This window comes from Frankia sp. EI5c (assembly GCF_001636565.1).
GTDB lineage: Bacteria > Actinomycetota > Actinomycetes > Frankiales > Frankiaceae > Parafrankia.
Window position 1 is genome coordinate 56,344 of sequence record NZ_LRTK01000051.1, and the last position, 23,927, is coordinate 80,270.

At 70.8% G+C, this 23,927-nt stretch carries 18 protein-coding genes and 14 pseudogenes; 11 read left to right on the forward strand and 21 right to left on the reverse strand.

Going from position 1 to position 23,927, the window contains the following annotated elements; genetic code table 11:
• Position 1: 1 nt before the first annotated feature.
• The 14 genes and pseudogenes from UG55_RS39365 to UG55_RS19300 form a co-directional block, all read right to left on the reverse strand.
• Positions 2-467, reverse strand: a pseudogene (locus UG55_RS39365) (NAD(P)H-dependent flavin oxidoreductase); the annotation flags it as partial.
• Positions 468-496: 29 nt separating this feature from the next.
• Positions 497-2,659 carry a 3-hydroxyacyl-CoA dehydrogenase NAD-binding domain-containing protein gene (locus tag UG55_RS19260; RefSeq protein WP_066071077.1) on the reverse strand — a complete coding sequence of 721 codons (2,163 nt, stop codon included), beginning with the start codon at positions 2,657-2,659 and terminating at the stop codon, positions 497-499.
• Positions 2,660-2,668: 9 nt separating this feature from the next.
• Positions 2,669-3,332: acetyl-CoA C-acyltransferase (locus UG55_RS39370; RefSeq protein WP_242424776.1), on the reverse strand; the 664-nt coding region annotated here is incomplete at its 5' end.
• Between the two features lies 1 nt (position 3,333).
• Positions 3,334-3,877 (reverse strand): annotated as a pseudogene (locus tag UG55_RS39375) (acetyl-CoA C-acyltransferase); the annotation flags it as partial.
• A gap of 33 nt (positions 3,878-3,910) precedes the next feature.
• Positions 3,911-4,531, reverse strand: a 621-nt coding sequence (locus UG55_RS39380) for an acyl-CoA dehydrogenase family protein (protein ID WP_255360505.1), incomplete at its 5' end; no start/stop codon positions are given.
• A gap of 1 nt (position 4,532) precedes the next feature.
• Positions 4,533-5,074 (reverse strand): annotated as a pseudogene (locus tag UG55_RS39385) (acyl-CoA dehydrogenase family protein); the annotation flags it as partial.
• Between the two features lie 73 nt (positions 5,075-5,147).
• Positions 5,148-5,642, reverse strand: a complete 495-nt coding sequence (locus UG55_RS19275) for a DUF4334 domain-containing protein (RefSeq protein WP_066071142.1) — start codon at positions 5,640-5,642, stop codon at positions 5,148-5,150.
• 35 nt (positions 5,643-5,677) lie between these two features.
• A complete protein-coding gene (locus UG55_RS19280) occupies positions 5,678-7,531 on the reverse strand; it encodes a long-chain fatty acid--CoA ligase (RefSeq protein WP_066071086.1) in 1,854 nt (617 codons plus the stop codon).
• 80 nt (positions 7,532-7,611) lie between these two features.
• Positions 7,612-9,570, reverse strand: coding sequence for a GMC family oxidoreductase N-terminal domain-containing protein (locus UG55_RS19285; protein WP_199865195.1), 1,959 nt, complete (start codon positions 9,568-9,570; stop codon positions 7,612-7,614).
• 69 nt (positions 9,571-9,639) lie between these two features.
• Positions 9,640-9,825, reverse strand: a pseudogene (locus UG55_RS39390) (ABC transporter ATP-binding protein); the annotation flags it as partial.
• A gap of 1 nt (position 9,826) precedes the next feature.
• Positions 9,827-10,284 (reverse strand): annotated as a pseudogene (locus UG55_RS19290) (ATP-binding cassette domain-containing protein); the annotation flags it as partial.
• Between the two features lie 134 nt (positions 10,285-10,418).
• Positions 10,419-11,309, reverse strand: coding sequence for an ABC transporter ATP-binding protein (locus UG55_RS19295; protein ID WP_083986991.1), 891 nt, complete (start codon positions 11,307-11,309; stop codon positions 10,419-10,421).
• Positions 11,299-11,666, reverse strand: a pseudogene (locus UG55_RS39395) (ABC transporter permease); the annotation flags it as partial. The pseudogene UG55_RS39395 and the gene UG55_RS19295, both read right to left, overlap by 11 nt.
• A gap of 1 nt (position 11,667) precedes the next feature.
• Positions 11,668-13,347, reverse strand: a pseudogene (locus tag UG55_RS19300) (ABC transporter permease); the annotation flags it as partial.
• Between the two features lie 18 nt (positions 13,348-13,365).
• On the opposite strand from UG55_RS19300, the gene UG55_RS19305 reads away from it, so the two are divergent.
• A complete protein-coding gene (locus UG55_RS19305) occupies positions 13,366-13,593 on the forward strand; it encodes a hypothetical protein (RefSeq protein WP_066071094.1) in 228 nt (75 codons plus the stop codon).
• Here the strand turns inward: UG55_RS19305 and UG55_RS39400 are convergent.
• The 3 pseudogenes from UG55_RS39400 to UG55_RS39410 all read right to left on the reverse strand — a co-directional run.
• Positions 13,547-14,151 (reverse strand): annotated as a pseudogene (locus UG55_RS39400) (ABC transporter substrate-binding protein); the annotation flags it as partial. The gene UG55_RS19305 and the pseudogene UG55_RS39400 overlap by 47 nt on opposite strands.
• A 1-nt stretch (position 14,152) precedes the next feature.
• A pseudogene (locus UG55_RS39405) lies at positions 14,153-14,383 on the reverse strand (ABC transporter substrate-binding protein); the annotation flags it as partial.
• A gap of 1 nt (position 14,384) precedes the next feature.
• Positions 14,385-14,791: pseudogene (locus tag UG55_RS39410) on the reverse strand (ABC transporter substrate-binding protein); the annotation flags it as partial.
• Positions 14,792-15,130: 339 nt separating this feature from the next.
• On the opposite strand from UG55_RS39410, the gene UG55_RS19315 reads away from it, so the two are divergent.
• The 7 genes and pseudogenes from UG55_RS19315 to UG55_RS45550 all read left to right on the forward strand — a co-directional run.
• Positions 15,131-15,841, forward strand: coding sequence for a TetR/AcrR family transcriptional regulator (locus UG55_RS19315; protein ID WP_066071100.1), 711 nt, complete (start codon positions 15,131-15,133; stop codon positions 15,839-15,841).
• Positions 15,842-16,163: 322 nt separating this feature from the next.
• The gene (locus UG55_RS19320) at positions 16,164-16,562 is read left to right on the forward strand and encodes a DUF485 domain-containing protein (protein WP_083986992.1); all 399 of its coding nucleotides are present in this window, start codon (positions 16,164-16,166) and stop codon (positions 16,560-16,562) included.
• Positions 16,559-16,917: pseudogene (locus UG55_RS39415) on the forward strand (cation acetate symporter); the annotation flags it as partial. The gene UG55_RS19320 and the pseudogene UG55_RS39415, both read left to right, overlap by 4 nt.
• A 1-nt stretch (position 16,918) precedes the next feature.
• Positions 16,919-17,872 (forward strand): annotated as a pseudogene (locus tag UG55_RS39420) (cation acetate symporter); the annotation flags it as partial.
• Position 17,873: 1 nt separating this feature from the next.
• Positions 17,874-18,241: pseudogene (locus UG55_RS39425) on the forward strand (cation acetate symporter); the annotation flags it as partial.
• Positions 18,242-18,341: 100 nt separating this feature from the next.
• A partial coding sequence (locus UG55_RS19330) for a DUF4287 domain-containing protein (RefSeq protein ID WP_242424781.1) occupies positions 18,342-18,521 on the forward strand: 180 nt, incomplete at its 3' end.
• A gap of 1 nt (position 18,522) precedes the next feature.
• Positions 18,523-18,575 (forward strand): annotated as a pseudogene (locus UG55_RS45550) (DUF4287 domain-containing protein); the annotation flags it as partial.
• Between the two features lie 15 nt (positions 18,576-18,590).
• On the opposite strand, the gene UG55_RS19335 reads toward UG55_RS45550, so the two are convergent.
• Positions 18,591-19,616: a TrkA family potassium uptake protein gene (locus UG55_RS19335; protein WP_066071109.1), complete on the reverse strand. Its 1,026-nt coding sequence runs from the start codon at positions 19,614-19,616 to the stop codon at positions 18,591-18,593.
• A gap of 121 nt (positions 19,617-19,737) precedes the next feature.
• Between UG55_RS19335 and UG55_RS19340 the strand changes: the two genes are divergently transcribed.
• The gene (locus UG55_RS19340; RefSeq protein ID WP_066071111.1) at positions 19,738-20,550 is read left to right on the forward strand and encodes a bifunctional 2-polyprenyl-6-hydroxyphenol methylase/3-demethylubiquinol 3-O-methyltransferase UbiG; all 813 of its coding nucleotides are present in this window, start codon (positions 19,738-19,740) and stop codon (positions 20,548-20,550) included.
• Between the two features lie 31 nt (positions 20,551-20,581).
• Here UG55_RS19340 and coaD read toward each other — a convergent pair whose 3' ends face one another.
• Both coaD and UG55_RS19350 read right to left on the reverse strand, forming a co-directional pair.
• Positions 20,582-21,070 (reverse strand): pantetheine-phosphate adenylyltransferase, encoded by a 489-nt coding sequence (gene coaD, locus UG55_RS19345; protein WP_066071116.1) that lies wholly within the window; start codon positions 21,068-21,070, stop codon positions 20,582-20,584.
• A 291-nt stretch (positions 21,071-21,361) separates the two neighbouring features.
• The gene (locus tag UG55_RS19350; protein ID WP_206779395.1) at positions 21,362-21,568 is read right to left on the reverse strand and encodes an RNA-binding S4 domain-containing protein; all 207 of its coding nucleotides are present in this window, start codon (positions 21,566-21,568) and stop codon (positions 21,362-21,364) included.
• Positions 21,569-21,838: 270 nt separating this feature from the next.
• Here UG55_RS19350 and UG55_RS46020 point away from each other — a divergent pair.
• The coding region (locus UG55_RS46020; RefSeq protein ID WP_304440426.1) for a TerD family protein at positions 21,839-23,012 on the forward strand (1,174 nt) is incomplete at its 3' end.
• A gap of 137 nt (positions 23,013-23,149) precedes the next feature.
• Positions 23,150-23,488: an HNH endonuclease gene (locus tag UG55_RS39440; RefSeq protein ID WP_242424784.1), complete on the forward strand. Its 339-nt coding sequence runs from the start codon at positions 23,150-23,152 to the stop codon at positions 23,486-23,488.
• A gap of 80 nt (positions 23,489-23,568) precedes the next feature.
• On the opposite strand, the gene UG55_RS19360 is transcribed toward UG55_RS39440, so the two are convergent.
• Positions 23,569-23,927 (reverse strand): TCP-1/cpn60 chaperonin family protein (locus tag UG55_RS19360; protein ID WP_304440425.1); only part of this gene is annotated, 359 nt, incomplete at its 5' end.

The window sequence follows — 23,927 nt, forward strand, 5'->3', positions numbered from 1 at the left end:
NGGATGTCGTCCTCGCCCGGGTGGCCGGCGCACTCGAACCCGTCGATCGACACCGCGGCCACGCCGACCCGCTCGGCCTTCAGCGCGTGCCGCACGCTGGTGCACTTGTGGATCACGCGGACGCCGTGCTCACGGAAGAAGTCCATGAAGGGCTCGGGACTGGACCCCGCGGTCTCGACGATCGTGACACCGGCGTCGACGATCGCGCGCCGGTACTCGTCGTACGGCGGCGGGTTGATCGACGGCAGGATCGTCAGGTTGACGCCGAACGGCTTGTCGGTGAGCTTGCGGACCCGCTCGATCTCGACGACGAGGGCGGCGGGTGTCGGCTGGGTGAGGGCCGTGACCAGACCGAGGCCACCGGCCTCGGAGACGGCCGCGGCGAGCTCCGCCCGGCCGACCCACATCATCCCGCCCTGCACCACGGGATGCTCGATGCCGAGCAGCTCGGTGAAGGGCGTGCGCAGAACGGCGCCCGCCGCGGTGGTCACGGCGGTCACTCGTAGACCTCGCCGCGCTCGGCGCGCTCCAGCAGCGACTTCGGCGGGGCGAAGCGCTCCCCGTAGGCCGCGGCCAGCTCGCGTGCCCGGTCGGCGAAGCCCTTCAGCCCACCGGAGTACTGGTTGACGTACTGCAGCACACCGCCGGTCCACGCCGGGAATCCGATGCCGTAGAGCGACCCGATGTTGGCGTCCGCGACGCTGGTGAGCACGCCGTTGTCGAGGCAGTCGATCGTGTCGAGCGCCTCGGCGAAGAGCATGCGCTCCTGCAGGTCCTGGAGCGGCACGACCGTCCGGCCGGATCCGAACTGCTTGCGCACGTCGGGCCAGATCGCCAGCCGCCGGCCGTTCTCGTCGTAGTCGTACCAGCCGGTGCCCGCGCGCCGGCCGACCCGCCCGTTCTCGATCATCCAGTCGACGACCGGCTCGGACGGGTGGGTGACCCAGGGGCGGCCGGCGGCCTCCTCCGCCTCCTGCGTCTCGATGCGGATCTTCTGCGTCAGCGTGAGGGTCAGCTCGTCGAGCAGCTGCAGGGCGCCCACCGGGTAGCCGGCCTGGAGGGCGGCCTGCTCGACGGTCGCGGGCTCCACCCCCTCGCCGACGGCGGCCACCGCCTCGGCGATGAACTTCCCGATCACCCGGGAGGTGAAGAAGCCCCGTGAGTCGTTGACGACTATCGGCGTCTTGCGGATCTGCCGCACGTAGTCGAAGACCCTGGCGAGCGTCTCGTCGCTGGTCTGCTCACCACGGACGATCTCCACCAGCGGCATCTTGTCGACCGGGCTGAAGAAGTGGATGCCGATGAAGGAGCTCTCCCGCTTCACCCCGCCGGCCATGACGGAGATCGGCAGCGTGGAGGTGTTCGAGCCGAGGACGGCGTCGGGCAGCACGATCTCCTGGATCTCCCGGAAGACCTCCTGCTTGAGCGGCATCGACTCGAAGACCGCCTCGATGACGAAGTCGACGCCCGCGAAGGCGGCCGGGTCGGCGGTCGTGACGATGCGGCCCAGCAGCGCGTCGGACTTCTCCTGGCTGGTCCGACCCGCCGCGACCGCCTTCGCCTCAAGCCGGCGCGCGTAGTCCTTGCCCTTCTCGGCGCCCTCCAGCGAGACGTCCTTCAGCACTACGTCGATGCCCGCCTTCGCGCTGACGTAGGCGATCCCGGCGCCCATCATGCCGGCGCCGACGACGCCGACCTTCTTCGCGGTGTACTTCGGCTGGCCGGCGGGCCGGCTGCCACCGGAGTTGATGTGCTGCAGGTCGAAGAAGAACGCCTTGATCATGTTTTTGGCGATCTGACCGGTGGTGAGGCTGACCAGATAGCGCGTCTCGATGAGCGAGGCGGTGTCGAAGTCGACGTACGCCCCCTCGACGGCGGCCGCGAGCGCCGCCCGCGGAGCCGGTGCCGGCGCGCCCCTGGCCTGCTTGCGCAGCAGCGGGGCGAGGGCCTGCAGCGTCGTGGCGACCTGCGGGCTGTGGACGTCGCCACCGGGCAGCCGGAAGCCCTTCACGTCCCACGGCTTGACCGGGGAGAGGTTCGCGGCGATCCAGACCCGGGCCCGCTTCTCCAGCTGCGCGGGGTCCTCGACGATCTCGTCGACCAGGCCGACCTTCCGCGCCCCGCGCGGGCTGAACTTCGTGGCCGGCAGAATCACGTCCTGCAGCGCCTTCTGTAGCCCGAGCATCCGGACGGTGCGGCTGATGCCGCCCCCGCCGGGCAGCAGGCCGAGGGAGACCTCGGGCAGGCCGATCTGGCTGCCCGGGACGTCCGCGGCGATCCGGTGGTGGGCACACAGCGCGACCTCGAGGCCGCCGCCGAGCGCGGTGCCGCCGATGAGGGCGACCACCGGCTTGCCGAGCTTCTCCAGCCGGCGCATGTCCGCCTTCATGGCGTTGATGTAGGCCGTCTCCTCGGCGGCGCGCTCCGCGCTGCCGGCACGCAGGCGGTTGAGGTCGCCACCGGCGAAGAAGCTCTTCTTCGCCGAGGTGAGCAGAACACCGACGACCTTGTCGCGGTCCGCCTCCAGGCGGTCGACCGCCTCGCGCAGGCCGAGCATGAAGTTGTCGTTCATGGTGTTCACCGGCGCGTCGGGGTCGTCCATCGTGAGGGTCACGATGCCGTCCGCGCCGTGGCTGTACCTGATGGCTGAGCTGGTCATCCGTGCCTCCTAGACGCGCTCGATGATGGTGGCGATCCCCATGCCCGCGCCGACGCACAGCGTGGCCAGGCCCCGCCGACCGCCGGTGCGTTCCAGCTCGTCCAGCACGGTGCCGAGGATCATGGCGCCGGTGGCACCGAGCGGGTGGCCGAGCGCGATCGCACCGCCGTTGACGTTGACCTGCTCGGCGGGGACCTTGAGGTCGCGCTGCCACTTCAGGACGACGGCGGCGAAGGCCTCGTTGAGCTCGAACAGGTCGATGTCGTCGATGCCGAGGCCGGCCTTGGCCAGCGCCTTCTCCGTCGCCGGGGTCGGGCCGGTCAGCATGATCGTCGGGTCCGAGCCGGTGACGGCGGTCGCGACGACGCGGGCCCGCGGGGTGAGACCCAGCCGGGCGCCCGCGGCCTCGTCGCCGATGACGACCAGCGACGCGCCGTCGACGATGCCGGAGCTGTTCCCGGCATGGTGGACGTGCTCGATCCGCTCCAGCTGGTGGTACTTCTGCAGGGCTACCGCGTCGAAGCCGAACTGGTCGCCGGCGACGGCGAACGCCGCCGGCAGCTTCCCGAGGGATTCGACCGTCGAACCGGGCCGGCGGTGCTCGTCGGTGTCCAGCACGGTCACGCCGTTCAGGTCGGTGACCGGCACGATCGACCGGGCGAACCGGCCTTCCNGCCAGGCTGTCTCCGCGCGTTCCTGGGAACGGGCGGCGAAGGCGTCGACATCCTCGCGGGTGAACCCCTCCAGGGTCGCGATGAGGTCGGCGCCGATGCCCTGCGGGACGAAGTAGTGGTCGTACGCCGTCGTCGGGTCCTGCGCGTAGGCCCCGCCGTCGGAGCCGAGGGGCACCCGCGACATCGACTCGACGCCGCCGGCCAGCACCAGGCTCTCGAAGCCGGAGCCGACCTTCTGCGCGGCCAGGTTGACCGCCTCCAGGCCGGAGGCGCAGAAACGGTTCACCTGCACGCCGGCGACGGTGTCGGGAAGCCCGGCGACCATCGAGGCGGTACGCGCGATGTCACCGCCCTGCTCGCCGACCGGGGAGACGACACCGAGCACGATGTCGTCGATCTGGGCGGGGTCCAGACCGGGGTTGCGCTCCCGCAGTGCGTGAATCAGGCCCACCACGAGGTCGACCGGCTTGGTGCCGTGCAGAGCCCCGCCGCGGTTCTTCCCGCGCGGTGTGCGAACGGCGTCATAAATGAATGCCTCGGGCACGAGGTCACCTTTCTCACCAGTGATCGGACGGGGTCAGAGTCCCAGGTCGCGGCCGACGATCTCCTTCATGATCTCCGTCGTTCCTCCGTAGATGGTCGTGATACGCGAGTCGAGGTAGTCGTGCGCGATCCGGTATTCGAGCATGTAGCCGTAACCGCCGTGCAGCTGAAGACAGCGCCCGACGATGTCGACCAGCTGCTCGGTGGTCCAGAACTTGGCGGCCGCGGCTTCGGCCGCGGTCACCTCGCCCTGGGTGTGACGACTGATCAGGCCGTCCAGGTAGGCCCGGCTGACCCGGGTGGCGGTCACCATTTCCGCCAGCTCGAACCGGGTGTTCTGGAACGAGCCGATCGTCTTTCCGAAAGCCTTGCGCTCCGTCACGTAGGCCAGCGTGCGCTCGAGGGTTCCCTCGGCCGCGGCGACGGCCCCGACCGCGATCGAGAGGCGTTCCTGCGGAAGGTTCCGCATCAGCCCGACGAAGCCGGCGCCCTCCGGGCCGAGCAGGTTCGCCACCGGCACCCGCACGTCGTCGAAGAACAGCTCGCTGGTGTCCTGGGCGTGCAGGCCGATCTTCTCCAGGTTTCGGCCGCGGCCGAACCCCGGCGAGTCGGCCTCGATGACCAGCAGGCTGAGGCCCTTGTGCCGGTCCTCACCNGTGCGCACCGCCGTCACGACGAGGTCGGCGTTCTGGCCGTTCGAGATGAAGACCTTGCTGCCGTTGACGACGTAGTGGTCGCCGTCGAGCACCGCGCTCGTGCGGATGCCGGCCAGGTCGCTGCCGGTGCCCGGCTCGGTCATCGCGACCGCGACCACCAGCTCGCCGGCCGCGATCCCGGGCAGCCAGCGCGCCTTCTGCTCGTCGTTGGCGAGGTCGGTGAAGTACGGGATGACGATGTCGTTGGAGAGCCCGACCCCGGCCATGCCGTCGGAGACCGGGTTACGGCCGATCTCCTCGGCGAAGATCGCGTTGAATCGGAAGTCCCGGCTTCCCCCGCCCCCGTATTCCTCCGGGATGGCGAAACCGAGGACACCCGCGTTCGCAGCCTCCTCGAACAGCCACCGGTCGACCTTCCCCTCGGCGCTCCAGCGCTCGGCGTTCGGTTTCGCGTACTTGTCGACGAACGCTCGCACCGTCGACCGGAACTGCTCGTGCTCGTCGTCGTAGAGGGGGCGACGGGTCTCGTAGACGCCGCTCATCATCTTCTCCGTTCAGCGTTGGCGGGCCGTGGTGGGAACGGGCATTCCGGGGCCCGCTGGCGGGCACCGCCGATCACGCCCGCTCCAGCCCGAAGTAGAAATGTTTCCCGCCGTCCAGAACCACGGCCGGCTTGCCGTTCATGATTCCCATCAGAGTGCGGTCGTCGACCTGTTTGAAATGGTCGAGAACCGCCATTCCGTCGTAGACCATCGTCGCGGTGATCTCGCCGCGGAACTCGACGTTCCACAGGCTGGCCTCACCCCGGCCGGATTTCACGTCGGAGAACAGCTCGCCATCCGCCCCCCGGCACAGCAGCGGCTGGACGTCGTCGAGGGCCGTGAAGCGCTTGCCGTACCAGTGGCTGCGCGCCAGCACCTGTTCGAGCCGATGCCCGGTCGGGAAGGCGAAACCGCGCCACTCACCCAGGATGTCGGCCGCGGCGACCGGCGCGAGCCGCGCCCACAGGTCATCCAGCTCCGCGGGCTCCAGTGGCCCGCCGGCGGCCCGCAGCTCCGCCCAGCGCGCGCGGGCGCCGGCCGCGAGCCGCGAATCGCCGGCTCCGCCGATGGCACCGATCGCACCGCTCACGCCGCTCACGCCGCTCACGCGGGCCTGCCGCCGTACAGCCGCTCGATGACGTCGGCGTACTTGCCGGCGACCACGCGGCGCCTGAGCTTCAGGGTGGGGGTGAGCTCCCCGCTCTCGGTCGTCCACTCCTGCGGAAGCAGCTCGAAGGCCTTCACCTGCTCGGGCCGGGAAAGGCGCGCGTTCACCGCCGCCACGGCGGTCCCGACGGCCTCCTGGATCTTGGGGTGCCGGGTCAGCTCGGCCAGGCTGCCGGCCTCGACGCCGAGCCGGGCGGCGACGACCGGCGCGGCGGCCCCGTCGAGGGTCAGCATCGCGACGACGTAGGGACGACCCTCGCCGACCACCATGGCGTGCCCGATCAGTGGGCTCTCGACGAGCCCGTTCTCGATGTTCGACGGGGCGATGTTCTTGCCGGAGGAGGTGATGATGATCTCCGTCTTGCGGTCCACCACCCGCAGGAACCCGTCCTCGTCGAGCACGCCGATATCCCCGGTGTGCACCCAGCCGTCGCCGTCGATCAGCCGGGCGGTCGCCTCGGGAGCCGCGCGGTAACCGGGGGTCGAGATGGGGCCGCGCACCAGGATCTCCCCGTCGTCGGCCAGCCGGAGCTCGATGCCGGGGTGGGGCCGGCCGACGGTGCCGAGGCGGAAGGCGTCCGGCCCGCACGCCGTGGCCGCCGAGGTCGTCTCGGTCATGCCGTACACGTCGTAGACCCGCAGGCCCAGCCCGGCGACGAACCGGGCCAGCTCCACCGGCATCGGCGCCGCGGCGCTGGCGGCCCACTCAACCCGGTCGAGGCCGAGGGCGGCCCGCAGCGGACGCAGAACCGCGGCGTCGACCGCGTCGAACCGGGCCCGCAGCTCCGGCGAGGTCGTGTTCCCGGTCTGCGTCGACTCGACGTACTCCAGCCCGACGGCCAGGGCCGCCTCGACGGCCGACCTGATCTCCTCGGGGTCGGCCGCCAGCTTGGCCACGATGCCGGCGCGGATCTTCTCCCACACCCGCGGGACGCCGAAGAAACGGGTGGGCCGGACCTCGCCCAGGGCGGCGGCGAGCTGGGACGGGTCGTCGATGAGGTAGACGTGGCCGCCCTGCAGCTGGGGGAGGTACATGCCGAGGATCCGCTCGGCGATGTGCGCGAACGGCAGGTACGAGACGGAGACGCCCGCGCTCCGGTGATTTGCCGTCCGGATCGAGGCGATCGCCTGGTACCAGATGTTGTGGTGGGTGAGGACGACGCCCTTGGGCGCGCCGGTCGTACCGGAGGTGTAGAGGATCGTGATCGGGTCCTCGGGCCGGACGGCCTTGGCCCGGACGGCCAGGGTGTCGGAATGCCGGGCCAGCGCGGCCGGGCCGTCGGCCACCACCTCCGGCCACGCGACGGCACGCGGGTCGGCGATCGGCGCGGCGTCGAGGAGCACGACGCGGCTGATCCCCGGGCTCTCCGCCAGCACCCGGGACCAGCGCCGGACGTGGTCGTCGGTCTCCAGCACCACGATCCGCGGGGTCGCCTGCCCCGCGACCTGGGCGACCTGCTCGGGAGCGAGGGTGTTGTAGACCGAGACGGGGATGCCGCCGGCGAACACCACGGCGAGATCCACCACCACGTGCTCGATCCGGTTCGAGCACATGATCGCGACCACGTCGCCGGGCTCCAGGCCCGCTTCCAGCAGACTCCCGGCCACCTCGCGGGCACGGGTCCGGACCTCACCCCAGGTGACCGTCCGCCAGCCGGAGTCGACGTCGCGGCGGTCGGAGTAGGCGGGTTCGTCGCCGTGCTCCAGCGCCGTGCGGTCGAGGACGCTGACCAGTGTCATGCCGTCGATCTCGGCTTCGATGGCTAAGCGCTCTTTGATGATGTCGGACATGTGCGGTGCCTCCGAGGATCGGACCAGTCGGTCTTCGGTGTCCGGTGGGGGGCTCGCGCCGCGGGCCACGAGCCCGGTGATCAGGCGGCGAGCCTGGCGGCCAGGCGCGTCGCGTTCATGTACGCGGTCGCCTCGATCGAGATCATGGGATTGACACCCGGTGAGGTGGGCAGGCAGGAGGCGTCCGCGACCACCACGTTCGGCAGCTCCCAGACGGCGCCGTCCGGATCCGTGGCGCTCGTGTCCGCGGAGTCACCCATCCGCGCCGTGCCCATGATGTGCAGCGCGGCGATGGCGCACTGGCCCGGGCCGTAGCCGGCGGACCGGCAGGCGGCGGTGAACTCCTCGTGGGATCCGCGCTTCCCGGGCTCGTAGGACGGCCCCGCCTGGTGCGAGGAGTAGATCCTGCGGGCTCCGGCGGCCTCGATGATCCGCGCGGCCCCCTCGACCCCCGCGCCCAGGTGCCCGGCGTCGTGCCGCGAGAGCCGGTAGTGCGGGACCGGCTGCCCGTCCCGCCCGACCCTGACCTCACCGAAGTCGCGGTCCCGGGTGATGACGCCGACGCCCGCGGTGTGCGCGAGCTCCTTCATGGTGGCGAGGTGCGCCGCCGCGCCCCGCCAGTTCATGAAGCCCTGGAGCGCGGCCGGGTTCGCCGGGCCCGTCTCGTAGATCACGCCGTGGCCGGCGCCGTCGAGATCACTGTGTTCGTCGGAGTAACGGGTCTGCAGACCGCCCTCCCACGGCCGGATCTCCTCGTCGTACACACCCCAGACCGCGGTCGCCGGGTGCAGACGCAGGTAGCGGCCGATATTGGGGTTGGCCAGCCCGGAACGGCGCAGCAGCGCCGGCGTCTCGATGGCCCCCGCGGCGACGACGACCGCCCGTGCACGCACCGTCACATCATGACCACCAGGGGTGCTGGCTCGCACGCCGAGGGCACGCCCGTCCCGCACGTCGATCCGACGCACATCGACACGCGTGACGAGCCGGGCGCCGTGCGCCGCCGCGTCGGCGAGCCACGTTTTCGTGACAGACTGCTTGGCGCCGCGACGACAGCCGCTGCCGCACCGTCCGCAGTCGACACCCATGTCACAGCCCGTGACGTTGCGGGGCAGGGCGTCGACGTGCCAGCCGAGCGCCCTGAGCCCGCGTTCCAGCACCGCGTCGCGGGCGGAGGCGACACTGTGCGCACCGTTGACCGAAAGCCGCCGGGACACCGCCCGCAGCGCGTCGGAGAACTCCGGCTGGTCGAACTGCTTCGCCCCGCATTCCGCCCACTCCGCGCGGACCCGCGGCGGGGTCGGCAGCGAGGTGCTCCAGTTGACGACCGTTCCCCCGCCCAGGCAGGAACCGGCGACCAGGGCGACCTGCCCCTCCGCCGTCACCGTCGGCCCCGGGGCGTAGAGATTGCGCAGGCCGGACAGCTCGCCGCCGTCGAAGTCCGCGTCGTCGTAGTAGCCGCCCCGCTCGAGAACCACGACCTCAAGGCCGGCTCCGGCGAGGACCCCGGCAGCGGTGCCGCCGCCCGCGCCGGAGCCGACGATGACGACGTCGCAGTCGAAGGTGGTGTCCGCGGCCGGGCTGAGCGGTTCCAGCGGGGGGCGGGGGGCGTCCGCCCGCACCCCCAGCGGGCCCGGGTAGCCGAGGGCCGCCCAGACCGGTGACGATCCGGTCGGCCCGGGGGCGAGGAAGTACGACGACATGGCCAGCGCACGCAGCGCCTGGAACAGCACCCGCCTGCCTTCGTACGCGGACTCCCCCAGCCGCAGGAGCGCACCTTCACGGGTGGCGGCGTCCAGGGCGGAGAACCGCCGCGGGCCCGTCCCGAGATACAGCCCCATGAGCCGGGTGTCCCACAGCGACAGCAGCGTCGAGAGCCGGCCGCGGTCGGCGGCCCGCGGCAGGCCCGCGACCAGTGCCTCGGCGAGGTCGACCGCGCCGAGCGCACTCGCCGACGGGAGGGCCGCGCCATCGCCGGGAGCGAACGCGTCGCAGATGGCGGCGAGCGCCGCGCGTTGCCTGGCGTCCAGTGTCACCATCACGCTCCTGGGTCTGGTCGACGGGTTCTGAAGGACGGGTTCTGGCCGACGGGGATGGCCGGAGGGAGGTCAGCGGCCGAAGTAGGCGCGCCGGATCTGGTCACGGTCGTCTCGCAGCGCGTCCGCCGGCCCGCTCAGGGCGACGCGGCCGTGGTGCAGGACCACCGCGTCGTCCGCGATCGACAGCGCCTGGTCTATGTGCTGCTCCACCAGCACGATCGCCACCTTCGTCTCGTCGGCGAGCTCGCGCAGGACNGGCAGGATCCCCTGGATGGCGATCGGCGACAGACCCATGCTCAGCTCGTCGATCAACAGGACGCGCGGCTTCCTCATCAACGTCTTCGCGATCGCCAGCGTCTGCTGCTCACCACCCGACAGCAGCCCGCACCGGCGGCCCAGCAGGCCGCGTAGCTGCGGGAACCGCGCGAGGGCCTGGTCGAGATCGGCGCGCGAGCCGGCGAGCCGCAGGTTCTCGGCCACCGTGAGGCGGTGGAACACTCCCCGGTTGTCGGGGATCAGGCTGACCCCGGCCCGCGCGGTGCGCTCCACGTGGCCGGTGACCGGCTTCCCCAGCGCGGTGACCGTGCCGGCCAGTGGGGTCAGCAGACCGGCGGCGGCCAGCAGGGTCGTCGTCTTGCCGGCGCCGTTGGGGCCGAGCAGCGCGAGGATCCTGCCCGCGGCCACCCGCAGGTCGATGTCGCGGATGGCGGGCACGCCGCGGTAGCCGGCGCTGAGGCCCGCGAGCGCCAGTGCCGTCACCGACTCCGCCGTCGCCGTCGCCGTCGCCGTCGCCGTCGATGCTGATGTTGACGCCTCGGCCGACGCCGATGCCGATGTCGAGGCCGTGCTCATGGGGTCACCGGGCTTCCCAGGTAGGCGGCCACGACGCGCTCGTCGGCGCTGACCTGCGCCGGCGTTCCCGTCGCGATGATCCGGCCGAAGTCCATGACGTACACGCGGTCGCAGACGTCCAGGACGAGGGTCATGTCGTGGTCGATGAGCAGAACACCGAGACCGGACGCGGAGAGCCGCCGCAGCTCACCGCCGAACGCCACGCTCTCCTCGGTGTCGAGTCCCGCCGCCGGTTCGTCCAGGAGAAGCACCTGGGCGGCGCCGACCAGGGCGCGCGCCACCCCGACCAGCTTCTGCTGGCCCAGCGTGAGCTGGCCGGGCCGGCGGTCCGCCAGGGCGGACATCCCGACCAGCTCCAGTGCGGACCGCACCGCGTCGTCCGGCGTACGGCGGCGGGCGAACACGTCGGTGAACGCCCGCCGCACGCCGGAACGCTCGGCGGCGACGATCAGGTTCTCGGCCACCGTGAGGTCACCGAAGAGCTCGCCGGCCTGCCAGGTGCGTGCCAGGCCCAGGTGACGCCGGCGGTGCGCCGCGGCGCCGTCGAGGCTGGTGCCGCCCAGGGTCACGCTCCCCGTGTAGCGCGTGAAGCCGGTGACGGCGTCGACGAAGGTCGTCTTGCCAGCGCCGTTCGGGCCGATGAGGCCGACGATCTCGCCTCGGTCGACGGCGAGCGTGACGTCCTCGTTGGCCCGCACCCCGCCATATCGGACCGACACACCCCGTGCCGCGAGCAGCGAGCCCTCGGGGGGGCCCGCCGGCTGGTCGTTCGCGGGTTTCGTCTGGTCGGTGGGCACCGTCTGGTCGGTGGGCACCGTGTGGTCAGTGGGCACCGTGTGGTCAGTGGGCACTGTCTGGTCAGTGGGCACTGTCTGGTCAGTGGGCATCGACGGACCTCACTGTTCCGAGCGCCGCCAGGTCCGGCACCGGATCCGGCACCGGATCCGGCGGCGGGCCGGTGACCGCAACGGCCGCCCGGCGCGCGCGCCAGGCGGCGAACCACTCCTGGACGGGCCCGCCGTAGGGCGGGAAGACGACAGCGCGCACCAGCATGCCGAGCGCGGCGATGAGGGTGTAGTACTCGCTGAGATCGAGCGTCTGGGTCAGGACCACATAGAGGACACCGAGCGGCCCCGCCAGCCCGGCGATGATCGCACCGGACATGCTCGTGATGCCGCCGACATACGCCATCGCCAGAACCACCAGCCCGACCAGCACCGTGAACGACGCCGACGACAGCTGCCNGCGGCTGTAGCCGATCAGACCGCCGCCGACACCGGCGAGAAAGGACGCGATCGCGAAACCGAGGAGTTTGGTCGCCGCCACGTTCACCCCGGCGGCCGCCGCGGCGCGCTCGTTGGACCGCACCGCCAGGAAGGCCCGGCCGGTGCCGCCGCCGAGCAGGCGGGCCACCGCGATCAGCAGGAGCACCACGATCGTCAGAACCAGGTACGAGAAGCGCAGCGTGATGACGTTCGTCCCGTGCCGGACCGCCAGCGAGTAGCCGAACAGCGACGGGTCGCTGATCCGCGCTCCCGTATAGGGGGTCAGTGACGGGTTGTTGAACACGAATCCCTCGATGGCCAGCGCCGCCGCGATCGTGGCCACCGCGAGCTGGGCGCCCCGGATCCGCAGCGCGGGAACACCGACGACGACCCCGAGGGCGGTGGCGACCAACGCCGCGAGCAGCAGCGAAAGCGGGAACGGCACGCCCGCGTTCGTCGTGAGCTTCGACAGCGCGAAGCCGGCGGCGCCGGCGAAGGCCATCGTGGCCAGCGAGATCTGGCCGAGGAAGCCGGTCAGCAGCACCACCGAGAGCGAGATCAGCGCCAGGATCATCGACATCACCAGGCTGAACCGCCACGTACCGGACGTGAGGGCGACCGCCAGCGCCGCGACGGCGATGGCCCCCGCCACCGGCAGCGGACGCAGCCGGGGCACCGACACCCGCGGCAGCCGCCCGGAGTCGGCGGCGCCCCGCTCCGGAATGCTGCGGCCGAGCGCGAAGAGCGCGACGACGACGATGACGAAGGGAACCGCGTCGCCCACGCCGGCCTGGGCCCAGGACGGCCACCAGCTCTTGGTGCTGAAGAACAGCAGGACCTGCTGGAGGGAGCCGAGCGCCAGCCCGGCCGCGCAGGCCGTCCCGATCGAGGTGAGCCGGCCGACGAGCGCGACCGACAGCGCGGGGACGACGTAGAACATGTAGCTGGTCGGGTCGAGGCCGCCGATGGCCGACGCGGCCAGGATCACGATCAGCCCGGAGAACAGCCCGGTCGCGCCCCACACCAGCGTCGCGAGCCGGTCCGGCGAGTAGCCCATGAGGCGCAGGGCCCGCTCGTCCTCGGCTCCGGCGCGCGTCGCGATACCGATGCGCGTGAACCTGAGGTAGGCCCACATCGCCGCGGCGATCAGGATCGCGATGCCGGCGAGCACCAGGTTGCTCACCGCGATGACGGTCCCGGCGAACGTGAAGGTGTCGGACGGCAGCACCGGCAGCGGAATCAGCACGGTGGGGTCGAGCCCGAGGGTGTCGCGGTCGAACCGCATCGTCACCAGCGCCTGCAGGAGCAGCATGACTCCGACCGACGCGACCACCTGGCCGAGAACCGGTGACCTGCGCAGCGGGCGGAACACCAGCAGCTGCGCGAGGACCGCCCAGGCCAGGCAGCTCACCGCGCCGACGAGGACGGCGAGCAGCATGGGAGTGGGCCCGTCGGTGAGCTTGAAGCTCCCGATCGGCAGTACCAGCGTTCCGTTGGCCCGCAGCGCCGCCGTCTGCCAGACGCCCCACAGCGCAAGCGAGCCCTGCGCGAAGTTGATGATCCCGGTGGCCACGTAGACGCTGACGAGGGAGGAGCCCAGTACCGCGTAGACGGCTCCGGTCGAGAACCCGATAACGGCGAACTGAAGGATTTCGCTCATGAGTACGACGCCGCTCTGGTGATCGGCGCCGCGGTGATCGGCACTCCATTGATCGGCGCCGCACTGCTCGGCACCGCACTGCTCGGCACCGTTTCAATCGGCACTGTTTTCATCGGCACTGTTGTCATCAGCATTGTGGTCATCAGCCGGTCGGACGTCCGCGCCGCGGGCAGCGGCGCGGACGTCTCACTCCTTCCGCTCAGCTGGCACCCGGAATGGTGGCGAGAATCTGCGGCGACGGAGTGATCCAGTCGCCGCTCACCGGCTTGAGTGTCAGATCGTCCTGAACGGTGAACAGCAGTATCTGCGTGGTGCAGTTCGGGCTCGTGGGCTTGTCACAGGACAGCTTGGGGCCGAGGAAGCTCGGGAAGTCCTTGAGCGACTTGAGCGTGGTCAGCACGCTCGCGCCGGTGATCTCGTCGGTCGACGGGGCGGTCGCCAGGGCCTTGGCGAAGTCCACCACGGTCACGAACTGGCCGTAGGCGTAGTAGTCGGCCGGCCCGCCCGCCTTCTCGATGTACTTCGTCGCCAGTTCCAGCCGCTCGCCGACCTCGGCCGGGGCGTGCTTCTGCGATCCCGGCAGCCAACCCGAGGAGTACATGGTCGCGCCCGGCGCCGACTCGGGGGCGGCCTTGATGAAGGCCGTGCAGGCGGCGAGGAAGATCGCGCCCTTGTAGCCCGCCGACCGCAGGTTCTTCACCAGCTGGACGCAGACCGACTCGGTGGGGGAGGCGATGAGCCCGGCGACGTCAGGATTGGTCGACGTGACGGTGGAGGCCACGGCGCTGAAGTTCGGGTTGGTCGNGGAGAAGTAGATCCCGGTGGTCTTGAGTCCCAGGACGGCGGCCAGCGGCTTGAGCTGGCTGTCCACCGTGTTGTGCCCGGTGGGGGTGTCCTGCAGGGCCAGGGTCACCGAGGTCTTGCCCTCGGACTTGAATCCCTGGAGCGCACCCACCAGGAAGGATGCCTGCGGCGCCGCGAAGAACACCCGGCCTTCCGACTTGCTTCCCGTCGTCTGGTCGAAGGCGATCTGGCCNACCAGCGGGATCTTCGCCGCGACCAGGGTGTCGATGCCGGCGCTGGAGCTGTAGTTGAAGCCGTCGAAAGCGGCGACGACGCCATCCTGAACGAACTTGTTCGCGCAGGAGATCGTGCTTTCCGGCGTGCCGTCGGTCGAGCACTCGTCAACTTCGATCGGACGGCCGTTGACACCGCCGAGCTCGCCGTTGACGTAGGAGAGAGCTGCCTCCATTCCGGCGATGACGCCGGGCAGGGAGCCGACCCCCGATTCCGGCTTGAAGAAGCCGACCTTGATCGGCGCCCCGGTAGCGGTGGTCTCAGTGCCCGGATCGTCCGATCCACCGCCGCAGGCAGTTGTGGCCGCGAGCACGAGGCCCAGGCCCAGCCCGACGATGGCGCACGTTCGTCTTCCTGGTAAGTGCATTACCCCCCCAGCTTCTGGATGCCGGACCCGCGGCCCGGCGCGTCAGGTGCCGTGGGACACGGGTACGCGGCCCACCGATGGCGAGGAAGCTAGCCATAGATGAGGCTGACGTCAACCTCTTCTTATCGCGGTGCCCGGCCCGTATGCTCCGGCAGGATCGGAGCTGACCGGAGATCGGAGCCTGGCCCTCGCCCGCCCGCGGCGGCCGGGAGACAGCGACCCGCGAGGGCGGCTCCGTACCATCGCTGGGGCCGTCGCCGGCACCGGCGCCGCGGAGCCGCGGGCACGCGCCAGCGCCACGACCGCGGATCAGAAGATCAGAGGAAAAGAGGTCTGACAGTGCCGACGCCTGCCGCTGGTCGGAAGCGGGCGAACGCTCCGGAGAGCCCCCGACGCACCCGGAACGATCCTCGCCGCGAGACCACACCGCGACGTCTCGTCGAGGCGGCCCGGGCCGTCTTCGAGCGTGACGGGTTCTACAACACCCGCCTGTCCGACATCAGCACCGAGGCGAAAGTGGCCTCGGGCACGCTTTACAACTACTACCGCTCGAAACATGACCTTCTGCATGAGGTGATGAAGGACGTCGCCACCGAGCTGACCGCGCTGGCACCGGGCCACGTCAGCGGCCAGCTCGACCCGGTGCGCCGTATCGAGGAGGTGAACCGGGTCTACATCGAGGCGTTCCAGCGGAATGCCCACGTACTGCGGGCGGTCTATCAGGCCCGCGAGGACGACGAACGGCTGAAAGCCCAGTGGGACGAGGTGGCCGAGCACTTCCAGGGCCGCGCGACACAGGCCATCGCCGGGTGGCAGGCCGCCGGGCTGGCTTACCCCGATCTGGACCCTCAGTACACTGCCCATGCTTTGACGTTCATGGTCGAGCGAATGGTGATGGCCTGGTCCTACGAAGGACTCGACTACGACCCGGAAAAACTGATCGACACGGTGAACAAGATCTGGGAGAGATCCCTCGGCCTGCCGAGGAGAAGCGGCCCGCCCGGCCAGCCCGCCGCGACACACCTCCCTGACCCGCCACGCCTCCCCTGACGCGCCTCCCCGCGACACACCTCCCTGACGCGCCTCCCCGCGACGCATCCCCCCGGACACTCCCCCCCCCGCGACACCCCGGCCGCCGGCCGCCCGACGTCCTGCCCCGCCGCCCGTACGTCGTCTGCCCGTCGCACGCGCGTCGCACGGCCGGCGCGGCGCCTTCCCGGGACGGCGCCGGGGAACGACAGTCGTCGCGGGAAGGCGAGGATCACCGGCCGTCAGTCGGGACTGCGCCGCTCCGGGAGGGGAGACCTTGACTACCACGCAGCTCGCGCCGGATGACGACGGCGCGGTGACGGGGACGGTCGCGGACGGCACAATGACCGGCACGGTCACGAAGCCCGCGGACGTGGCCGCGGCCCGCCCGGCCACCAGCTACCCGGACCTCCAGCGCAGCCCCGAGTTCGCCGACCTTCGGCGCCGGCTCCGCCGTTTCGTCTTCCCGCTGACGGCACTGTTCCTGGCCTGGTATTTCCTGTACGTCTCGCTCGCCGCGTTCGTACCCGGCTTCATGGGCACCGAGCTGTTCGGGAACATCCATGTCGGTCTGGTGTTCGGGCTCGGCCAGTTTGTCTCGACCTTCGCGATCACGATGATCTATGCCCGCTGGGCGGAGCGGAATCTCGACCCCGCCGCCGAGGCACTGCGCACCCGCTTCGAGGCAGCCCACCCCGACACCGCCCGACTCGACACATTCGCCGCGGGTCGGGAGGCATGAACCCGATCAGCCCGGCCGCGGGCGGTACGGCCGTTCCGACGAAGCCGGGCCTGCTCTCCTCCGGCCCGGTCGGCGAGCCGGCCGTCAACATCACGCTCTTCGCGCTGTTCGTCGTGATCACAGTCGTGGTCGTGATCAGGGTGTCACGTTCCAACCGGACGGCCACCGACTTCTACACCGGTGGCCGGGCGTTCTCCGGCCGGCAGAACGGCATCGCGATCTCCGGGGACTATCTCTCGGCGGCCTCGTTCCTCGGCATCGCCGGGGCCATCGCGCTGCAGGGCTACGACGGCTTCCTCTACTCCATCGGGTTTCTGGTCGCCTGGCTGGTGGCGCTGCTGCTGGTGGCCGAACTNCTGCGCAACACCGGTCGTTACACGATGGCCGACGTGCTGAGCTTCCGACTGCGGCCGGGGCCGGTCCGGACGGCGGCCGCGATCTCGACCCTGGCGGTGAGCCTCTTCTACCTGCTCGCGCAGATGGCCGGCGCCGGGGGCCTGGTGAACCTCCTGCTCGGCGTCTCGGGTGACACCGGCCAGAACGCGACGATCGCCGTCGTCGGACTTCTGATGATCGTGTACGTCCTCGTCGGCGGGATGAAGGGCACCACCTGGGTTCAGATCATCAAGGCGATCCTGCTCGTCGTCGGTGCCGCGGTGATGACCTTCTGGGTGCTCGGAAAGGCCGGGTTCAACCTGTCGTCGCTGCTGGGCGACGCGGTCACGGCCAGCCCCAGAGGCGAGGCCGTACTCGACCCCGGTGTCCGCTACGGAACCTCCACCCTGACGAAGATCGATTTTGTGTCGCTGTCGCTGGCGCTGGTGCTCGGCACCGCCGGGCTGCCCCACGTCCTGATGCGCTTCTACACCGTGCCGTCGGCCAGGGAGGCCCGGCGCAGCGTCGTCTGGGCGATCTGGATCATCGGCTGCTTCTACCTGTTCACCCTGGTACTCGGCTACGGCGCGATGTACCTGGTCGGGGCGGACGCCATCAACGCCGCCCCCGGCAAGGCGAACTCGGCTGCCCCGCTGCTGGCCTTCGAGCTGGGCGGGACGCTGCTGCTCGGCATCATCGCGGCGGTGGCCTTCGCGACGATCCTGGCCGCCGTCGCCGGGTTGACGATCACTGCCAGCGCGTCGTTCGCGCACGACATCTACAACAACGTCCTGCGAGGCGGGGCCGCCGAGCCCGGCTCGGAGGTGAAGGTCGCCCGGATCACCGCCGTCGTCGTCGGCATCGTGGCCATCGCCGGTGGCATCTTCGCCAAGGACCAGAACATCGCCTTCCTGGTGGCTCTGGCCTTCGCGGTCNCGGCCTCGGCCAACCTGCCGACCATCCTGTACTCGCTGTTCTGGCGGGATTTCACCACCCGAGGGGCTCTCTGGAGCATCTACGGGGGCCTGGTCTCGGCGATCACGCTGATCGCGTTCTCGCCAGTCGTCTCCGGGAAGGTGGACGCGAGCGGCGCCAGCGCGTCCATGATCAGGGACACGTCGGTCGACTTCTCCTGGTTCCCGCTGGAGAACCCGGGGCTCGTGTCGATCCCGCTGGCGTTCCTGCTCGGCTGGCTCGGCTCGGTGACCTCGCGGGAACCGCACAACGCGGAGAAGTTCGCCGAGATGGAGGTGCGGGCGCTGACCGGCGCCGGCGCGGAGCAGGCGAGCACCGTGGCCCACTGACCGCCGGCACCGATGAGTTCGGGCGGGTGGCCGAGTCCAACATGATGACGCGCCAAGGAGGGCGCGCGGCAGCCACCCGCGAGAACAGGAGCAGCCCACGATGGCGACCAAGGAATCAGGACCGTCGGTTACCGCGAAGGTCCAGGGACCAGCGTCCTACTTCCCCTCCATCGAGAAGAAGTACGGACGGCCCATCGCCGAGTGGCAGACGCTCATCCGGGCCAGCGGCATCACCCGGCACATGGAGCTGGTCAGGTGGCTGAAGGCCGAGCACGGCCTCNGTCACGGGCACGCCAACGCGCTCGTCGCCCACACCCTCGCCGAAGGACTCTGACCGCGCCTCGGGCGCCTATCCGACGTCGCGCACCGTGACGAGACGGTCGCCGGGCTGGATCGGGTTCGCGGTGGGGTCGTCGAACAGGAGCAGGCGTCCGCCGCGGACCAGGGCGAGCACCGGATCGACGCACTCCCTGGGCCCGCGGCCGATCTCGCCCTCGGTCGCGGGCCGCTCGGCGAGCCGCAGCCCGACGTCGGAGGTCAGCAGGTCCTCGACCACGTCCACGACCCGCGGGCTGCGGGTCGCGAGCCCGAGCATCCTGCCGGCAGCGTCCGAGCTGGTCACGACCTGGTCCGCGCCACCGCGGCGAAGCAGCGGGATGTTCTCGGCCTCCCGGACGGACACCGAGATCACGGCCTTCGGAGCCAGCTCCCGCGCGGTCAGGGTGATCAGTACGTTCGCCTCGTCGGAGTTGGTCGCGATGATCACTGCCTGAGCGCGATCGGTCAGCGCCTCCCGCAGCACCGCAGCGCGGGTCCCCGAACCGACGACGGTGGTGAGCCCGTCGCGACCGGCGTCGGCGAGCGCCCGGTGGTCGGAGTCGACGACGACGATCCGCTCCAGGGGCACGCCGTCCTCCCGCAGCGCCCGCACCGCGCTGCGGCCCTTCACCCCGTAGCCGACCACCACCACGTGCTGGTCCACGCGCCTCCTCCACCGCCCCACCCGGAACGCCTCCCGGGAGCGCTCGGTCAACACCTCCAGTGTCGTGCCGACCAGCAGAATCAGGAAGATCACCCGGGCCGGGGTGACCACCAGGACATTGACCAGGCGCGCACTCGGCGTGATCGGGGCGATGTCGCCGTATCCCGTCGTCGAGAGGCTGACCGTCGCATAGTAGGCGGCGTCCAGCAGGCTCAGCGGGTTCCCCTGGTTGTCGGCATAGCCGTCCCGCCCGAGGTAGACCACGACCACGGTGCCCACCAGGATCGCCAGCGCCAGCACCAGCCGCCGGGCGATCGCCCGGCCGGGCCCCTCCCGCGGGCGCGGTACCGAGACCCCGGCGTGCGCCCGCTCGACCTCGTCGCCTCTCGCCATGCCGCCAGTCTTCCGCCTGCTCCACCCGCGGTCGCGCGGCGCTCCCCACACCGCGCCCGCCGAGCGACGTTCACCTCGGATTCCGCGGCGGGAAGCCGACGACGACGGTAGAAGAAGCACTATGAACAGTCCGCGCGGTCTCCGCTATGCAGACGACGTTCTCGGCGGCCCGGGCGAAGCCGAACGGATGCGGCTCGCCGCCATGGCACGGGTCTGTGATCCGACGACGACGCGCGTCCTGGACGAGCTCGGTGCCACCGCCGGGTGGCGATGCCTGGAGGTGGGCGCGGGCGGCGGCTCGATCGCGACCTGGCTCGCGGACCGGGTCACCACCACCGGCCAGGTCGTGGCGACCGACGTCGACACCCGCCACCTGGCCGGTCTGGCCACCGGGCACCTGATCGTCCGCCAGCACGACATCACCCGCGATCCGCTGCCGGGGGGAGAACCGTTCGACCTCGTGCACGCCCGGTTCGTGCTGGAGCATCTCCCGGAGCGGGAGGAGGTCCTCGACCGCCTGCTGAGCTGGCTGAAGCCAGGCGGCGTGATCCTGCTTGAGTCGATCGCCGGGTTCCCGATCGACTCGTCACCGCATCCGCGGTTCCGCGAGGCCATGCGCGGCATCGACCTCGTCCTGGCGAGGACGATCGGCACGGACTCCACCTGGGCGCGCGGTTTCCCGGAGCCGCTGTTGAAGCGCCGCCTAGTCGACGTCGGGATGACCGTCCACCTGCCGACCACCGGTGGCGGTAACGCCTCGGCGCAGTGCTGGGCCTTGACGCTGGCCCGGCTGCGCCCACGCATCCGCGAGCTCGACCTCGTGCCCGACGAGACGCTGGACGAAGCGCTCGACCAGCTCGCGGACCCCGCCTTCTTCGACGTCACGTTCGCCACCGCCGTGGCCTGGGGCCGGGCACCCGCGGGGCGGCGGTGATTCCGGAAGGGCCACCTACACCGGCCGGGCGTCAGTCGGCGAGGCGCTCCCGCAGCCGCTTGAGTACCCCGTCGGGCACCAGCCCCGAAACGTCGCCCCCGTAGCGGGCGACCTCCTTCACCAGGCTGGAGGAGAGAAAAGCGTACTGCGGGTTCGTGCTCATGAAGAACGTCTCCACGCCGGCGAGCGAGTTGTTCATCTGCGCCATCTGGAGCTCGTAGTCGAAATCGCTGACGGCCCGCAGGCCCTTGACTATCGACTGGGCGCCCTTGGCCCGGCAGAAGTCGACGATCAGCCCATGAGACGAATCCACCAGAACATTGGACGGCGCCTGCGGATGATCCCGCACGGCCTGCCGGACGAGTTCCATCCGCTCCTCGACGGTGAACAGCGTCGCCTTGTTCTTGTTGATCGAAACGGCGACCACGACCTCGTCGAAAAGCCGACTCGCCCGGACGATGATGTCGAGATGACCGTTGGTGATCGGATCAAAAGAACCGGGACAGGCCGCTCTCCTCATGGCCGATACCGTATCAGAGGGCGCCCTTCCCGCCCCGCCGGCCGGGCGGCCCACGCGACGGTCCAGGACATTTGACCGGACCTGACCGGTTCAACCCTTCCCGCGGCAGGCCGGTGGGCCACGGAGAACCTCGCCCCGCCGCCGCCGCGATTCACCGAGTAAGGCCACGGTCGACGACAGCACCGGAAGGCGCTTCGGAGTGCCCGGAAAAACGGAGGCGGTGAATGTTGTCAAGGTTTTCGAGAATCGACGTGGAGCACCAGCGGCGTCCGGCTGGGCAGGGCCGGGTGATCAACCGACGCGCAGCTGCTCGCCGGGCAGCGTGACCTCGTCTCCCGGCCGTAGCTGACGGCCGCGCCGGGTCTCGACCTCGCCGTTGACCCGGACAGTCCCGCTGGCCAGAACCTCCTTGACCGCCGAACCCGCCTCCACGACGTCGGCGAGCTTCAGAAACTGGCCAAGCCGGATCATGTCGTCCCCGATGGACACCTCACGCATCCCCCCAGCATGCCGGACCGGCCCCCAACGACCGACCCTCGGCCTCCAGCCGCCGGCGCCCGGCGCCCGGCGCCAGTGCGGCCGGGCAGCGGACATCAACGGCGTCCCTGACGGGATGGGCGGCAGGTTCCCGAATCGGGGCGACAGGTTGAATAATGCCGACGGTGCGCCGCCGGGCTGCGGCGCCGAGTAACCGTAGACGGGGGAGTTCCGATGGCTGCCGCCCCAAACCTGAGCGCAGGCGCGAACATGGAGGTGCCGACCCGGCCGATGCGGCTGGAGCTGGACCAGCGCGGCGGGCCGGAGGTCGACGTGTGTGCGGTTCTGGTGACCAGCACCGGCAAGGTGCGCTCCGACGCGGACCTCGTCTTCTTCAACCAGCCGGTCCACCCCTCCGGCGCCGTCCGCGTCAACACGGGCCTGTTCACGGCGTCGTTACCGGCGGTGGAGCCCGAGGTCGAGGTGATCGTGCTCGCGGGATCCGTCGACACCGGCACCTTCCTCGACCTCTCCGAGCTGCGGGTCAACGTGATCGCCGAACCGGGCGGACCACTCGCCGGTTTCGTACCGAGCCTCACCGAGCCGGTGACGACAATGGTGTTCGGCGAGCTTTACCGCCGGGGCGGTGGGTGGAAGTTCCGCGCGGTCGGGCAGGGCTGGTCCAGCGGGCTGGCGGGCCTGGCGACCAGCTATGGAATCAAGGTCGACGACGAGCCCGATCCCGCCCCCGACCCCCGGTCCACCGGTCCGGCACCCGTACCTGCCGGTCCGGCACCCGTACCCGTACCCGTACCTGCCGGTCCGGCATCCGGGCCCGCCGCCCCTCCACCCCCGCCGAGGCCAGCACCGCCCCCGCCGGTCGGAGCACGTGCGGACTGGCTTCCCGACTCCACGGACCCGTCGTCCCTGCGCTGGTGGGACGGTTCGGCCTGGAGCGAGCACCGCGTCCCGGCGTGGCGGGAGACCGAGTCGACCTGCGGTGGCTGCGGCCGGACCAAACGCCGGCGGCTGGGGCTGGGCACGGCCCGGTGCGCTGACTGCGACGCCCGCATCCACCGGGCACTGACACAGTGGCAGCGCCAGCTCGTCGACGTACTCGCGCACGAAGGCGCGTCCAGGCCGGCGTTGGACCAGCTGTGGACCGACCTGCGTTTTCAGCGGATCCCGGAGGCGTGGGCGCACGATCTCTACCGAAAGGCGGGTCTGGCCCATCTGGAGCGCGTCGTCACTTTCGCCTTCGCGGACGGGATCATCGAACAGGAGGAGCTGACCGGATTCCTCGCGGCCGTCGAGGTGCTGAACATTCAGGACAGCACCATCGACCGGATGCGCGCCCGCCTGGAGAGAGGCCGGGCGCTCGCGGCCTTCCTGGAGGGTGATCTCCCCCGGGTCCAGAATCCGTCGCTGCACCTCGAGGCGGGCGAGATCCTGCACCTGGACGTCCNGGCGACCCACGTCCGCCAGCTCGCCAACGGCCCACGGCAGACAGCCGGCCGCCTGCTCGCCTCAAACAGGAAACTGCGTTTCATCTCCTCCGGCACGGGCGGGTCCGAAACACCCTGGTCGAAGATCCACTCGGTCATGCCGAAGTGGGACGGGGTGGAAATCCTGACGTCGACCCGCGGAGGCGGCACCTATCTGCTGGCTGACGCGGAGTACGCCACCGCGGTGCTGTCGGGCACCCTGCGGGTCGCCAAGCGGCTGGTTCTCGCCCCGGGGCAACGCGACACCCGCACGATCCCGCCCGACGTCAAGGCCGCCGTCTGGCAACGTGACGGCGCCGCGTGCACCCAGTGCCACGCGACCGAGTACCTCGAGTTCGACCATGTCATCCCACACAGCCTCGGCGGCGCCACCAGCGTCAACAACCTCCAGCTTCTGTGCCGCCGCTGCAACCAGGAAAAGGGCGCGCGAATCTGAGCGCCGGGCCCGCGGCGGGTCGGGTCGGGTCGGGTCGGCCATGCCATCCGGCCCGGCCCGCCGACGGGCCCGGGGGCGGGCTACATGCCCATGCCGCCCATGGCGGCCGCGTCCACGGCGGCGGCGTCGGCCGCCGCGGCCTCGGGGCTGTTCGCCACCACGACCTCGACGGTCAGGAACAGGCCGGTGATCGACGCGGCGTTCTGCAGCGCCGAGCGGGTGACCTTGACCGGGTCGATGATGCCGGTGGCAACCATGTCGACGTACTCGCCGGTGGCCGCGTTCAGGCCGTGGCCGATCGGCAGGTTGCGCACCTTCTCGACCACGACGCCGCCCTCGAGACCGCTGTTGAACGCGATCTGCTTGATCGGCGCCTCCAGCGCGAGACGGACGATGTTCGCACCGGTCGCCTCGTCGCCGGAGAGGTCCAGCTTCTCGA